This is a genomic window from Rhizobium sp. BK377 (assembly GCF_014193935.1).
Lineage (GTDB): Bacteria > Pseudomonadota > Alphaproteobacteria > Rhizobiales > Rhizobiaceae > Rhizobium.
Genome location: NZ_JACIAC010000011.1, coordinates 72,131 through 86,067, shown reverse-complemented (window position 1 = coordinate 86,067; position 13,937 = coordinate 72,131). Strand labels below are relative to the sequence as shown.

Below are 13,937 nucleotides of genomic sequence, written 5' to 3'. Positions count from 1 at the left end.
ACTCTTCCTGTTACCGGCGGAGAACCGCACACCTGCTCAAACCCGCGCATCTATAAAGCTTTGTTTTTGGGAAAGCGACCCTGTTGTCACAGCAGATTCGGCTTTTTACGTGACAAATCAGCCGCCGGCAGGCTAAGCCCGATCACAAAAGCCGCCAGAGACGAAAAAGACGGAAAGAGCACCTTGCAAGCAACAGCCTATATCTGCCTCGTCGTTGCAACTCTCTGCTGGGGCGGCAATGCGGTCGCAGGCAAGCTCGCGCTCGGTCATGTCAGCCCGATGATGCTGACCTTCCTGCGCTGGTTCCTGGCCGTCGTACTGATCGCCGCAATCTCGCTGCCGCAGTTGAGGAAGGACTGGCCGGTGGTGCGCAGGAACCTGCCTCTCCTCTTCTTCTATGGCGTCATCGGCTACACGACTTTCAACGCGATGCTCTATTCGGCTGTCCAATACACGACGGCGATCAATGTCGCGATCGAGCAGGCCGGCATTCCCATGCTGATCTTCCTGCTGAATTTCGTCTTTTTCCGCACCGGCGTCTCGCTGGCCCAGATTATCGGCTTCGGCATGACCCTCGTCGGCGTCGCGCTGACGGCTGCCCATGGCGATCTCGCGACGCTCCTGCAGCTCAACTTGAACCGCGGCGATGGCCTAATGCTGATCGCGGTGGCAGCCTATTCCGTCTATACGATCTTTCTGCGCTGGAAGCCCATCGTCGACTGGCGCACGCTGATGGCGATCCCGGCACTCGGCGCGGCCCTGACTGCCTTGCCGCTGCTTTTTTGGGAAGCCTCCCGCGGCGCGGCTCAATGGCCGGATGGCGAAGGCTGGGCGATTGCCTTCTACACGGCAATCTTCGCCTCCCTGCTGGCGCAAATACTCTACATCAGGGGCGTCGAGGAGATTGGCGCCAATCGCGCCGGCCTGTTCATCAACCTCGTCCCGGTTTTCGGCACGCTGCTGTCCGTCGCCCTGCTCGGCGAAACCCTGCAGCTTTTCCACATGATTGCCTTGGTGCTGACCCTCGGCGGCATCGCCATCGCTGAAAAAGGGCGGCCGAAGTCGGCTGCGCCCACCGTGGCGGCTTCGCCTGTCGACTAACCAAGCTCCAGCGTCGTGACGCCATAGACGTTTTTCAGCGGGATTTCCGGCGCCGGACCGCGATACATGCGCGCGGTTTCCATGACTGGCTCGAGCCCTACGCTTTCTGCAAGTGCAATCGCCTCGGCATTGGCGGCGGGGATATCGATATAGATCGACGCGCCGTGTGCCTGCGGAATGAGGCTCGCCAGAAGGGCCGCAGCGCTATCTGCGTCGCTGGCAAAAAGCGGGCCGATCTTGTAGCCCTCATAACAGCGGCGGATCGTCCCGTAACCGCGGATCTTGCCGCTCCTGCGCACGACGAGCGAGCTCCGCCCCTTGCGGGCCGTGCACCAGGCGGCAAGGAAAGCGGCACGGGGCTGCGGAAAGATACTGCTGTCATAGCGCAGCAGACCTTCGAGCCGCGCATCCGGAACCGGCTGCGCGGCGAGTGATGATTGCGGCACCGATGCCGGCACGCCGCCATAGCGGATCGTGCGATAGGCAAGCTCGAAACCGGCTCTGCGATAGGCTGCCTGCTGGGCCGCAACGCCATCGAGGCCGACCGTACGGTCTCCTGCCGAAGCGATGCCGGCATTCCAGATCGCCTTGCCGAAGCCTTGGCCGCGGAACTCCGGATGCACGATATAAAGACCGAGAAAGGCGAAATTGTCGCCATATTTGACGACGGAGATAGAACCGACCGGCACCTCACCGATGGCACCGACAAAAAATCCGGAAGGATCGGCTTCGTGGAATGCGATCGCATCGTCGAGGCCGGGATTCCAGCCTTCCTGGCGTGCCCATTCCAGCGCGAGCTCCAGTTCGCCGGGCCGCATCGAACGAACGGCAAATTCCGAATTCATGCAACCTTCCCAGATTGAAACCCGCTAGTCCATTCCGCCATGCGCCAAGCAATCGTCGAGTCGATTGCCGCGGCGCTCAGACCGGTCATGATGAACTCACGTTCACGGCTTGAACGATGCGTATCGTCGTTTTGAAATGCAATGCAAAAGAACTTCGATCCCGCCTTACCATGAAACAATGTAATTGCAATCTCAAGAAAATTACTGCGCCCGCAGGATCCTTCCGGCGAGTGCAAATCGAAAAACTGCAGTATCTAGTATTTAAACCCTAGCGCAGAAATGGACCCAACGCTTCGGCAGTACCGATAGTCTGGGCAGCCTGGCTGAGAACGCTGTCGAAAACGAAGCTGACGGCGATGGTCAGCTGCCGCGAATAGGCCTTGAGCTGGGGGAGCCTGCTATCCACCTGTAACGGAGCACGCAGAGCAAAGGGCACGTTCGGGCGAACGAAACCGGCGCTCGTTGTCAACGGCTCCTCAGGCAGATGGCCGATAGCCGAGGTGTATATGAGATCGCGGCCGAAGCCGCCCGGGCCGAAGGCAAAGGCCGGCTGGCTCGCAGCCGATATTGTGATTGCGAGTGCGGCGGCGAGAAGAAGTTTGCTCATCTTAAAGTCCCCGTTTCCGTTCGGTCGGCGATTTCCGCCTGGCCGTAGCGACGGTCGCATCTGTCCATGCCCGGCCGCTTTCATGAGGGTCACTCTACATGCCGGTATTTGCAGGCTTTTTAAGTCGATCCGTACAATTTTATTGAAACGCGATTTTTTAGACTGTCTCTGTTCCGATAGAAACAATCTTTACCATACGCCTTGACGGTATTTTCGCATCCTTACTTTTAAGGTGCCGCAAAACGAAACAGGGACAAAAACAATGCACGAAGTTCCAGTTAAATCCCGGATTATCCAGAACGTCTATTTCAGCCAGGAAGACGGGCGCTTGCGCATCCGCTTCCGCAACGGCGAAGAGCGCCTGTTCGACGGCGTACCGGCCAGCGACGTCAGCACCATGGTGGCGGCGCCCTCTCCGGGCCAGTATTATATCGACCGGATTAGAACACGGTATCGCCGTATCGCGGCCTGACAGACTTCGATCGCTGCATCGGAGCGGCCTTAATCGATTGTGCCTTGCTCCGGTCGAGATCGATTGCCACATCAACGCGAGCCTTATAAATGATGACTTCCATTGTCCGAGGTCTCGCGAACTGACGATGCCGTCGTCCGATCAGAACATGAAACTGGCGCCGCAGCCGCGAAACGGCCGCGCCGTCATGTGGCTGCTGATTGTTCTGTCCGTTTCAATTGTCGGGGCAACGGTGCTGCTGTCGAATGACATGCGGCATCTGAAGTCACTGGCTCACTCCTTCGGTATAGAGCTTTTCCCGCCCGCGGCACCCCCACCTCCTCCGCCACCTAAGATCTTCCGCCGCACCGAACCCGTCAGCATCAAGATCGCGCCGCGCATGTTCGATCCGCCGCAGCCGGCGCTTGCGGGCGCTTTCCTGCGCACCTGGCGGATTTCCGGCCCTGTCATGTGCGAGGCGCTGCGCTCAGCCGGCGTCGAAACCAGCGAATGGGCGGAAACGGCCTTCAATTCCGATACGTTCGAATGTTCCTACGAACATGTCTACAAGAAGGAGAAGGAGCATGTCGTCAGCTCGCTCTTCCTCGTCGTGCGCGGCAATGGCAGAGGCATGATTACAAGCATGCGCGTGAAACTCGTCGGTCCCGCGACCGACAGTAACGGGCAGCTTGATCCGGCCATATTGCGCATCTTCGAAACCATGCTGACGCAACCGGCGTGGCTGGATTTCCATGATGCGCTGACGGCAATCCGCAATCTCAGGAATGTGAAGGAGGAAGGCTTCGGTGCCCTCATCAACTTCACCCAGGAATATTCGCGGTCGGGCGCCTTCAACTTCACGCTCCTGCTTCAGGAGAGCTCCGCCCAACAGCGCCGCACGAAGGATTACTTTTCCCCGAAGACTTGGCTGCCAGCGCCCGATCGCTCCTGGCAAGTGCCGGAACTCATCTTCTGGCGACGCGCCTGATCAATTCGCTGACAACGAGTTGCGGCCGCGTGCCCCTCATCCAACCTAATCGCATCGACCAGCGAGGCGATTAGGTTGGAGGCGCTTGCGCCATTGCAGGGCGTGCTCCATTTTCATGGCGATGGCCGATAAGCCGATAATATAGTGCGTCAAACTTCCAGACGCATTTAACTCAAAATAGGTGCGGCTCAACTCTTTCGATCCTTGACTCGAATCGACCAGAGATTAGCTTTGAGGCTGCTTTGAACCGCTCGTCGGATCCAGCAGCCACCTCTCTCGCGCGAAACACATCGGGGAGTCCCGGATGGAAACTAGACTGCAGTCCAAACTCATCGAAGCGATCGATTACGAGCGCGAGACTCGACATCTCACGCTCTATCTGACCAACGGCCAACGCCGTCATTACGAGGATGTCCCCGAAGGCGTCGTCGTCGGACTGACCGCAGCAGCATCTCCTGGCGACTTCTACATGAGCCAGATCCGGGGCCGCTTCCGCACTACCTGAGAAATACGGCACGCACCCGAGGCGTGCCGTGTCGGTACCGAGCGTATCGTTCGAACCGAAATCGGCCTCACATTCCATTCATCGACAAAACTTCAGCCCCAATCTCAGCCGCCACATTCGGGGATTTGCCGTCGTGGCCGGTCGATGCGAGAAGGCGAGCCGTATCGGCAGCGCTGGATGGATAGCCAAGCGCAAAACCTTGCAGGCTGTCGCAGCCGAGCCACGACAGCGTCACGGCATGGGCTTCGGTTTCCACCCCTTCGGCAATCACCTCCACATCGAGTGCCTTGGCGATCTCGACGATCGACCCGACGACGCGCCGCTGCTCGGCCGATTCCACCACATCGGTGACGAGTTGGCGATCGATCTTGAGGCGTTTCGGTTTCAGCCGTACAAGGCCGATGAGCGAAGCATGGCCGGAGCCGAAATCGTCGATCTCGATATCAATGCCCATCTGCTTGATGAGGTCGATATTGACGAGGAATTTCTCGTCGCAATCGTCGAGGAAGATCGTTTCTACCAGCTCGAAGACGATGGCACCCGGTGGGATAGCCAATCGGCGCAGCTTATCCAGCAAAGCGGGGTCGGTAAGACGCCCAGGCGAAATGTTCACGGCGATGCGCGGCACGTGGCAACCCATCGCCAGCCATGTGACGCGATCTTCAAGCGCGCGCTGCAGGACAGCGGCATCGATCTCCGCCGAAAGCCCGTATTCATCCGCAAGGCGCAGAAAAAAGCTCGGCGCAAGCACGCCCTTCTCCGAGTGGTTCCAACGTGCCAGCGCTTCCAGCCCGGTGATCTCGCGGGTGCGCGCATCGAGCTGCACCTGATAGTGGGGAATGATCTCGCCCTGTTCTAGGGCTTGGGCGAGATCCTCGGCCAGGCGACGCTTGCCGCGCAAGTCTTCCTGAAGCTGTCGGCTGAAGAATTCGATGCGGTTGCGTCCGAGTTTTTTTGCCTGATAGAGAGCCAGATCGGATTCGGCGAGCAGGTTGCGTGCCCTTTTATCGCTGCTCCAGGATACGCCGATCGACGCACCGGATTGCAGCATCTCCTGTCCGAAGCGGATTTTCTTCCGCAGTCGCCGCTGCACATCCTCGACGATCGCCTTCAGCGCATCGAGGCCGGCGAAATTGATGAGCACGATGACGAAATCGTCGCCGCCAACACGGGCGGCCATACCATCCGAGGGAATGGCTGCGGCAATTCTGAGCGATGCGGTGCGCAACACGGCATCGCCAGCTGCGTGACCGTGGCTGTCGTTGATCTGTTTGAACTGGTCGAGATCGAGATGCAGAACGGCAAGCGTCGACACATTCTTGTCCGCCAGCAGCGCTGCCAGCCGCCTGTCGAGCAGGCGCCGGTTCGGCATGCCGGTCAGATAATCATGATTGGCGACATGCTCGATCCGGGCATTGCTTTCTTCAAGCGCCAGCGCCCTGGCCTCGGCCATCATTTTCTGCTTGCCAAGCTCGGCATTGAGCAGCACATCGGATGTCACGTCCCATTCGGCACCGATGAAGGAGGGAGTGCCCTCCTCATCGACATAGAAATGCGCACGTGACCGCAGATAGCGGATCTCGCCGCTTGGCAGAATGATGCGAAACTGAGAATTATAGGCGCCGCGGGCGGCAACCGCTTTTTCGAAATCCCGCTCGGCCTGTTCCCTATCGTCAGGATGTATGGCGTTCGACCAGATACGCGTAGACACCTCTCGATCTGTCTGACCGGTGCCGTAAAGACGGTGCATCTGCGCATCCCAGAGAATAGAATCCTTATTGATGCTGTGCTCCCACACACCAATTTGCGAAGCATCAAGCGCCAGCTCCAGTCGCCGAAGAAGATCCTGGAACTCTCTCTCTGATCGCGTTGGTCTATTCTCGGGCAATTCGTTTCAGCCTTCGAAGCCTGCAAGAATTCATAATATAGTCGCAAGCCTCATTAATGAAGCCTTTTCGTAAGTACCGAACTAGTTACTAGGTGAACCGTTCGTTACGACTGCCTTCTTTTCGATCAGTATTGTTTTAATCAATGATTGTGTCGCGGTGGGTTCCTGGCAATCTGCCGGAAGTCGACCGCGCCGTCGATCACCGCACCATCTGACAGCTGCGTCACCGTCTTGCGGTAGATTCGCTGCCACGGCGTCGCATCATCAGGCACCAGCGGGATTCCATCGCCCTTGCGCCGCTCGATTTCGACCTCATCAACCAGCATATCGCAACGCCCCTGATTGAAATCGATGCGAATGATGTCGCCGGTCCTGAGCCATGCTAGCCCCCCGCCTGCCGCACTTTCCGGCGAGGCATTGAGAATCGACGGACTGTCCGAAGTGCCGGACTGGCGCCCGTCGCCGATCGTCGGCAGGCTCTTGATGCCGCGCTTCAGAATATGATCCGGCGGCTGCATGTTGACCACTTCCGCAGAGCCCGGCCAGCCGAGGGGACCGGCGCCACGGATGGCGAGGATCGTGTTCTCGTCGATACCGAGCTCCGGATCGTTGATGCGCTTGTGATAATCTTCCGAACCATCGAAAACGACAGCCTTGCCTTCAAAGACGCCCTCTCGACCCGGCTCCTGCAGGTAACGCTTGCGAAAATCCTCGGATACGACACTCATCTTCATAATGGCGAAATCGAAGAGGTTGCCCTTGAGCACGAGGAAGCCCGCACGCTCCTTCAGAGGTTCACCGTAGGGTTTGATGACGTCGCGGTCCCTTGGCTCACGCCCTCGCAAATTCTCTGCCATGGTCTTGCCGGTGACCGTGCGACAGTCACCGTCGAGCTTGCCCGCCTGCAGCAATTCCCACATGACGGCAGGGGTGCCGCCCGCACGATGGAACTTCTCGCCGAGATAGACACCCGCCGGCTGCACATTCGCCAGCAGTGGAATGTCGAAACCATGCAACTGCCAATCCTCGGGGTATAGCTCGACTCCTGCATGTTTCGCCATGGCGGCAAGATGCGGCTGGGCGTTCGTCGATCCTCCAATCGCAGAATTGGTCTTGATGGCATTGAGGAAGGCGTTCCGCGTCAGGATATCCGACGGCTTCAGATCCTCGAATACGATCTCGACGGCACGCCGGCCGGTACGATAGGCCATCTGACCGCGCTCGCGATAGGCGGCCGGAATATTGCCGCAGCCCGTCAGCGACAGACCGAGCGCCTCGGCCAGCGCATTCATGGTCGAGGCCGTGCCCATCGTGTTGCAATGGCCGACGGAGGGTGCCGAATCGAGCGCCGTCTGCAGAAATTCTTCTTCATCAATCTCACCTGCCGCGAGCTTCCGGCGCGACTGCCAGATCGCCATACCGGAGCCGGCAAGCCTGCCCTCGTGCCAGCCGTCGAGCATCGGCCCGCCGGAGAGAACGATCGCCGGAATATCGACCGTCGAAGCCGCCATGATCGCCGAAGGCGTGGTCTTGTCGCAGCCGGTCGTCAGCACGACGCCGTCGAGCGGATAGCCGTAGAGGATTTCGACAAGGCCGAGATAGGCGAGATTGCGATCGAGTGCTGCCGTCGGGCGCTTGCAGTTCTCGAAGATCGGGTGCGTCGGAAATTCGATCGGGATGCCGCCAGCATCGCGGATGCCGTCACGCACGCGCTTTGCCAACTCGATATGGACGCGATTGCAGGGCGTCAGATCGCTGCCGCTCTGGGCGATGCCGATAATCGGCTTGCCGGAGCGCAATTCCTCAGGCGTTACCCCGTAATTCATGAAGCGCTCCAGGTAGAGCGCCGTCATGTCGATATGATCGGAGTTATCGAACCAGTCCTGCGAACGCAGGCGGCGCTTGGCGGTCTTGCTATCGGTCATTTCTTTCCTCCCGGTCGGGCATTCCAGCTCTCCCGAAATGTTGCCTGCCCTTGATATCTCCCTCGCCCCAGCATGCAACCGTTTTGATGGACGTAACGCATTTTTGTCGCATCCCCAAAACGAAACGGGCGAGGACCAAGGTCCCCGCCCGATTTACCCGACAAAGGAGAAGTTACTCCGCAGCGACCTTCATATGGTCGTCCTCGTCCTGCGGATGATTGTCGTTGTGCTGGATAAGCGGACGGTTGCCCGTCATCCGACGCAGAAGCACATAGAACACCGGCGTCATGAAGATGCCGAAGAAGGTGACGCCGATCATGCCCGAGAAGACCGCGATACCCATCGCCGCACGCATTTCCGAACCGGCACCGGTCGAGGTGACGAGCGGCACGACGCCCATGATGAAGGCCATCGAGGTCATTAGGATCGGGCGCAGACGCAGGCGGCTGGCTTCGACTGCAGCTTCACGCGGCGTCCTGCCTTCGAATTCCAGCTCGCGGGCGAATTCCACGATCAGGATCGCGTTCTTCGCCGATAGGCCGACAAGGACGACAAGGCCGATCTGCGTGAAGATGTTGTTGTCTCCACCGGTGAGCCAGACACCGGTCAAGGCGGCCAGAACGCCCATCGGCACGATCATGATGATCGCAAGCGGCAGTGTCAGGCTTTCATACTGGGCAGCGAGTACCAGGAAGACGAGCAGCAGGGCCAGCGGGAAGACGACGACGCTGGAGTTACCGGCAAGGATCTGCTGGTAGGTCAGGTCCGTCCACTCGAAGTCGATGCCCGAGGGCAGGGTTTCATGCAGGATCTTCTCGATCGCCGCCTGAGCCTGGCCGGACGAGAAGCCCGGCGCCGGACCGCCGTTGATATCGGCAGCGAGGAAGCCGTTGTAACGGTTCGCGCGTTCCGGACCCGTGCTCGCATCCACCTTCAGAAGGGCCGCAAGCGGGATCATCTGGCCCGATGCCGAGCGAACTTTCAACTGGCCGATATCTTCCGGCTGGGCGCGGAACTTGGCGTCGGCCTGTACACGGACGCTGTATGTGCGGCCGAAGGCGTTGAAGTCGTTCACATAGAGCGAACCGAGATAGATCTGCAGCGTCTGGAAAACGTCGGTGACGGACACTCCAAGCTGCTCGGCCTTGGCGCGGTCGAGATCGGCATAGAGCTGCGGCACGTTGATCTGGAAGCTGGAGAACAGGCCGGCGAGTTCAGGCGCCTGATAGGCCTTGGCAAGCACGGCCTTGGTCGCCTCGTCGAGCGCCTGATTGCCCAGACCCGCACGATCCTCGATCTGCAGCTTGAAACCGCCGGTCGTGCCGAGGCCGTTGACCGGCGGCGGCGGGAACATGGCGATGAAGGCATCCTGGATGGCGCCGAACTTCTGGTTCAGGGCCATGGCAATCGCCCCACCCGAGAGGTCAGGCGTCTTGCGCTCCTCGAAATCCTTCAGCGTCACGAATACGATGCCGGCATTCGAAGAGTTGGTGAAACCGTTGATCGACAGGCCCGGGAAGGCGATCGCGTTGGCAACGCCCGGCTGCTTCAAGGCGATGTCTGTCATGCGCTTGATAACGTCTTCCGTGCGGTCGAGACTTGCGGCATCCGGCAGCTGAGCAAAGCCAATCAGATACTGCTTGTCCTGCGACGGCACGAAGCCGCCCGGAACCGTATTGAAGATGCTGTAGGTCGCACCGACGAGCGCAAGATAGATCACCATGACGATGCTCTTGCGCGATACGAGACCGCCCACACCCTTGCCGTAGGCATTCGAGCCGGCCCCGAAGGCGCGGTTGAAGCCACGGAAGAACCAGCCGAAGATCGCGTCCATGAACCGCGTCAGCCAGTCCTTCGGCGCATGGTGACCCTTCAGGAGAAGAGCAGCCAGAGCCGGAGACAGCGTCAGCGAATTGAAGGCAGAAATGACGGTCGAGATCGCGATCGTCAGCGCGAACTGGCGATAGAACTGACCCGACAGGCCGGAGATGAAGGCGAGCGGCACGAAGACCGCAACAAGCACCAGCGCGATCGCGATAATCGGGCCGGAGACTTCCTTCATGGCCTTGTAAGTCGCCTGACGCGGACTGAGCCCGGCTTCGATGTTGCGTTCGACGTTTTCAACGACCACGATCGCGTCGTCCACAACGATACCGATCGCTAGCACCAAGCCGAAAAGACTGAGTGCATTGATCGAGAACCCGAACATGTACATGACCGCGAATGTCCCGATGATCGATACCGGAACGGCAATCAGCGGAATGATCGAGGCACGCCATGTTTGCAGGAACAGGATGACGACGAGAACGACGAGCGCGATTGCTTCGAGCAGCGTGTCGATGACCTTCTCGATCGAGGAGCGAACAAACTTGGTCGTATCATAGACGATCTCGTATTTCACGCCTGTCGGCATGGCGAGTTGCAGCTCGTCCATGGTGGCACGAACATTGTCGGCGATCTCGATCGCATTCGAACCAGGTGCCTGGAGAACGGCAACAGCCACAGCAGGCTTGCCGTCGAGCAGCGAACGCAGCGTGTAGTCAGCGGCACCAAGTTCGATGCGGGCAACATCGCGCAGGCGGGTGATCTCGCCATTGGCGCCCGTCTTGACGATGATGCTGCCGAATTCCTCGGGCGTGCGCAGACGACCCTGGGCGTTCACGTTAAGCTGAAGATCGACACCCGGCTGGCTCGGCGAAGCGCCGATGATCCCGGCAGCGGCCTGGACGTTCTGCGAGCTGATTGCATTGCTGATGTCGCTTGCGGCAAGATTATGCTCGGCGGCCTTCTGCGGATCGATCCACACACGCATGGAATAGTCACCGGCGCCAAAGACCTGCACCTGGCCGACACCGGCGATGCGGGCGAGCCGGTCCTTGATGTTCAGTGTCGCATAGTTGCGCAAATAGGTGATGTCGTGGCTGTCTCCGTCGGAGACAAGGTTGACGACCATGATAAAGTCGGGCGAGCTCTTGACCGTCGTGATGCCGAGCGCGCGAACCTCCGCCGGCAGGCGGGGTTCGGCCTGCGACACGCGGTTCTGCACGAGCTGCTGCGCCTTGTCCGGGTCGGTGCCGAGCTTGAAGGTGACGGTGACGTTCAAGGCGCCGTCAGACGTCGCCTGGCTCGCCATGTAAAGCATGCCCTCGACGCCATTGATCTGTTCTTCGAGCGGTGTGGCTACCGTTTCGGCGATAACGGACGGGTTTGCGCCGGGGTAGGTGGCATGCACGACGATCGACGGCGGCACAACCTCGGGATATTCGGAGATCGGCAGCGCCCGGAGGCCGATGAGGCCGGCGACCACGATGAGGACCGAAAGAACACCGGCAAAGACCGGACGGTCGATAAAGAATCTGGATATGTTCATTTCAAAGCCCTCTCCGGGGTGAACATGGATGCAAAGTCCCTCGCCGGCGGCTCCAAGGCGCACCGGCAGGTCATGTTATTTGGCGTAAGGGCCGCCTCCCCGAGGGAAGGAGGCTCAACTCTTACTGAGCGGTCGCGACCTTCTCTTCCATCTGAGGTGCTACGACTGCACCCGGACGAATACGCTGAAGGCCGTTGACGACGATCTTGTCGCCGACTTCGAGGCCCCCTTCGACCACGCGCTGGCCATCGAACAGCGAACCGAGCTTGATCTGCCGGTAGTTGACCTTGTTCTCACCGTCGACGACGAAGACGAATTTCTTGTCCTGGTCGGTTCCGACAGCGCGGTCACTGATGACGATCTTGTTCTCGGCCTTCGGCTGGCCCATGCGCACCCGAACGAACTGGCCGGGGATCAGTTTGCCGCCGGGATTGTCGAAGACTGCTCGCACTGCAATGGTGCCGCTGGCAGCATCGACTTCATTGTCGACGAGCTGAAGCTTGCCCTTGATCGGCGTTCCCTCATCGGCAAGCGTGCCGATTTCAACCGGAATCTGTTCAACAGCCGGCAATGCGGCATCAGTTGCCGGAAGCTCTGAAAGAGCCTTCGTGACCATCTCTTCACTTGCATTGAAGCTTGCATAGATCGGATCGACGGAGACCAGCGTCGTCAGCTCAGGTGAAGCCGAACCGGCCGCGACAATGTTGCCGACCGTGACCTCGATCTTGCCGATACGCCCGGAAACCGGAGCACGTACCTGGGTGTAATCAAGATCGAGTTGAGCGGACTGCAGCGCCGCCTGCGCAGAGCGCAAGCTCGCCCTGGCTTCGGCCAGTGTGCTCTGGCGCTGGTCGAGATCGCTCTGCGAGATCGTTCGGTTGTCCGAGAGACGGCGGCCGCGATCGAGTTCGGTCTGCGCCAGGCTGACCTTGGCTTCGGCTGAAGCGACCTGACCCTGTGCCTGCGAGACCGCCGCCTGATAGGGAGCAGGATCGATGGCAAACAACAAGTCGCCCTGCTTCACCAAAGCGCCTTCGCGAAAATGCACGGATTGGATCGCACCCCCGACGCGAGGACGGATCTGCACGCGATCGATGGCCTCCAGACGACCGGAGAAGCTCTCCCAGTTCGTCACGTCGCGGCTGGCGACGACAGCGACGGTCACCGGCACGGCCGGAGGCTGTGCAGGCTCTGAGGCGGCCGTAGCGGTTGCGCTCATCGGCAGTTCGAAAAAGATGGCCGTTGCTGAAACGGACGCAGCGAGGCCCAGGCCAGCGCCCACAAGGGCCCAGCGTTTATTTTTGGACGTCATTGGTACTCTCCTTGCGGCCCAAATGGCCGTAAAAATCAGTTCGTCGTCAATGCAATAGTGGCTGAACGCTCACGTCCTGAAGGAAATCCCCGAAGTGGCGGCTGACGTTGTCCTGCCAGCTCGAAGTTCCCTCAGATTTTCCGCCATAAATGGAAGGCCAGCCTGTCCCGGCGGGAAGAACATGCTGGCGCACGCCAACGCCTGCCTTCTTGAGGCGAGCGGCATAACCGATGGTTTCGTCGTGCAGCGGATCATCCTCCGCCGTAAAAATCAGGGCCGGTGCAACGCCCGATATACGCGAGCACAGGCACGGCGCAGCATAGGGATGGCAGCCGCCGCCGCTCAGGTAATGGCTCCAGCCTTCCGTCCAGCGCTGGCGCATGCCGACCTTGTCCGCCTTGCGGATCGAGGACGTCCCCATGAAAGGATCGAGAAGAGGAGAAAGCAGGATCTGGCCGTCGAGCACATCCGGCATCTGGTCACGCGCTTTCAGCGCGACACCGGCGGCGACGTTACCGCCCGCCTCTTCGCCGGCAACGAAGAGCAGCGACTTACGGTCCCCCAGGCCAGCTTTCTTGAGAGCGAGGTAAGAAAAGATCGAGAAGGAAACTTCGAGCGCCTTTGGAAAGACATTGTCCGAAAGGGTGCTGTAGTCGGCGGAAACGACAATCGCACCTGCCTTTGCCAGGCTCTGTGCAATCGGGCGATCGGCCTTAGGGTCGCTGTCGAGAAACGCCCCGCCGTGCAGATAGAGGACGATCGGCGGACCCTTGCCGAAATCGGCGCCCATATAGACGCGCGCGGAAACGGGGCCAGCAGCCACCTTTTCCAGCATCATGTCTTTGATTTCGGGCACCATAGTCTCTATCTCTTCGCTGCTTGCGATAGGCGGACAACAGCCGCCTCTTGCATTTTGAACCAAAAACATATTGTTATTCAAATCGG

General features: G+C 59.6%; 10 protein-coding genes and 1 pseudogene. 4 read left to right on the top strand and 7 right to left on the bottom strand.

What is annotated here, in order from left to right; all coding sequences use genetic code 11:
* Positions 1-183 precede the first annotated feature (183 nt).
* Positions 184-1,101, top strand: a complete 918-nt coding sequence (locus FHT92_RS28325; RefSeq protein ID WP_183741588.1) for a DMT family transporter — start codon at positions 184-186, stop codon at positions 1,099-1,101.
* Here the strand turns inward: FHT92_RS28325 and FHT92_RS28320 are convergent.
* Both FHT92_RS28320 and FHT92_RS28315 read right to left on the bottom strand, forming a co-directional pair.
* Positions 1,098-1,946: a GNAT family N-acetyltransferase gene (locus tag FHT92_RS28320; RefSeq protein WP_183831416.1), complete on the bottom strand. Its 849-nt coding sequence runs from the start codon at positions 1,944-1,946 to the stop codon at positions 1,098-1,100. The genes FHT92_RS28325 and FHT92_RS28320 overlap by 4 nt on opposite strands.
* Before the next feature lie 268 nt (positions 1,947-2,214).
* A complete protein-coding gene (locus FHT92_RS28315; protein ID WP_183831414.1) occupies positions 2,215-2,553 on the bottom strand; it encodes a hypothetical protein in 339 nt (112 codons plus the stop codon).
* 262 nt (positions 2,554-2,815) lie between these two features.
* On the opposite strand from FHT92_RS28315, the gene FHT92_RS28310 reads away from it, so the two are divergent.
* The 3 genes from FHT92_RS28310 to FHT92_RS28300 all read left to right on the top strand — a co-directional run bounded on the left by FHT92_RS28310 (position 2,816) and on the right by FHT92_RS28300 (position 4,497).
* Positions 2,816-3,025 carry a KTSC domain-containing protein gene (locus tag FHT92_RS28310; RefSeq protein ID WP_183741593.1) on the top strand — a complete coding sequence of 70 codons (210 nt, stop codon included), beginning with the start codon at positions 2,816-2,818 and terminating at the stop codon, positions 3,023-3,025.
* Between the two features lie 127 nt (positions 3,026-3,152).
* On the top strand, positions 3,153-3,992 hold the full coding sequence (locus tag FHT92_RS28305; RefSeq protein WP_183831412.1) for a DUF6030 family protein: 840 nt from the start codon (positions 3,153-3,155) through the stop codon (positions 3,990-3,992).
* Between the two features lie 304 nt (positions 3,993-4,296).
* The gene (locus FHT92_RS28300; protein ID WP_183831410.1) at positions 4,297-4,497 is read left to right on the top strand and encodes a KTSC domain-containing protein; all 201 of its coding nucleotides are present in this window, start codon (positions 4,297-4,299) and stop codon (positions 4,495-4,497) included.
* A 67-nt stretch (positions 4,498-4,564) separates the two neighbouring features.
* Here the strand turns inward: FHT92_RS28300 and FHT92_RS28295 are convergent.
* The 5 genes and pseudogenes from FHT92_RS28295 to FHT92_RS28275 all read right to left on the bottom strand — a co-directional run bounded on the left by FHT92_RS28295 (position 4,565) and on the right by FHT92_RS28275 (position 13,851).
* Positions 4,565-6,411, bottom strand: a pseudogene (locus FHT92_RS28295) (putative bifunctional diguanylate cyclase/phosphodiesterase).
* Positions 6,412-6,525: 114 nt separating this feature from the next.
* Complete coding sequence (locus FHT92_RS28290; protein ID WP_183831406.1) at positions 6,526-8,310, bottom strand: IlvD/Edd family dehydratase; 1,785 nt, start codon at positions 8,308-8,310, stop codon at positions 6,526-6,528.
* 172 nt (positions 8,311-8,482) lie between these two features.
* Positions 8,483-11,680 (bottom strand): efflux RND transporter permease subunit, encoded by a 3,198-nt coding sequence (locus FHT92_RS28285; RefSeq protein ID WP_183741599.1) that lies wholly within the window; start codon positions 11,678-11,680, stop codon positions 8,483-8,485.
* Between the two features lie 121 nt (positions 11,681-11,801).
* Positions 11,802-12,992 (bottom strand): efflux RND transporter periplasmic adaptor subunit, encoded by a 1,191-nt coding sequence (locus FHT92_RS28280; RefSeq protein WP_183741601.1) that lies wholly within the window; start codon positions 12,990-12,992, stop codon positions 11,802-11,804.
* Between the two features lie 46 nt (positions 12,993-13,038).
* Positions 13,039-13,851: an alpha/beta hydrolase fold domain-containing protein gene (locus tag FHT92_RS28275; RefSeq protein ID WP_183831404.1), complete on the bottom strand. Its 813-nt coding sequence runs from the start codon at positions 13,849-13,851 to the stop codon at positions 13,039-13,041.
* Positions 13,852-13,937 lie beyond the last annotated feature (86 nt).

Coding starts and splice junctions, on each gene's coding strand:
- FHT92_RS28320 (WP_183831416.1), bottom strand. CDS start 1,946: ATGAATTCGGAATTTGCCGTTCGTTCGATGCGGCCCGGCGAACTGGAG.
- FHT92_RS28315 (WP_183831414.1), bottom strand. CDS start 2,553: ATGAGCAAACTTCTTCTCGCCGCCGCACTCGCAATCACAATATCGGCT.
- FHT92_RS28310 (WP_183741593.1), top strand. CDS start 2,816: ATGCACGAAGTTCCAGTTAAATCCCGGATTATCCAGAACGTCTATTTC.
- FHT92_RS28305 (WP_183831412.1), top strand. CDS start 3,153: ATGCCGTCGTCCGATCAGAACATGAAACTGGCGCCGCAGCCGCGAAAC.
- FHT92_RS28300 (WP_183831410.1), top strand. CDS start 4,297: ATGGAAACTAGACTGCAGTCCAAACTCATCGAAGCGATCGATTACGAG.
- FHT92_RS28290 (WP_183831406.1), bottom strand. CDS start 8,310: ATGACCGATAGCAAGACCGCCAAGCGCCGCCTGCGTTCGCAGGACTGG.
- FHT92_RS28285 (WP_183741599.1), bottom strand. CDS start 11,680: ATGAACATATCCAGATTCTTTATCGACCGTCCGGTCTTTGCCGGTGTT.
- FHT92_RS28280 (WP_183741601.1), bottom strand. CDS start 12,992: ATGACGTCCAAAAATAAACGCTGGGCCCTTGTGGGCGCTGGCCTGGGC.
- FHT92_RS28275 (WP_183831404.1), bottom strand. CDS start 13,851: ATGGTGCCCGAAATCAAAGACATGATGCTGGAAAAGGTGGCTGCTGGC.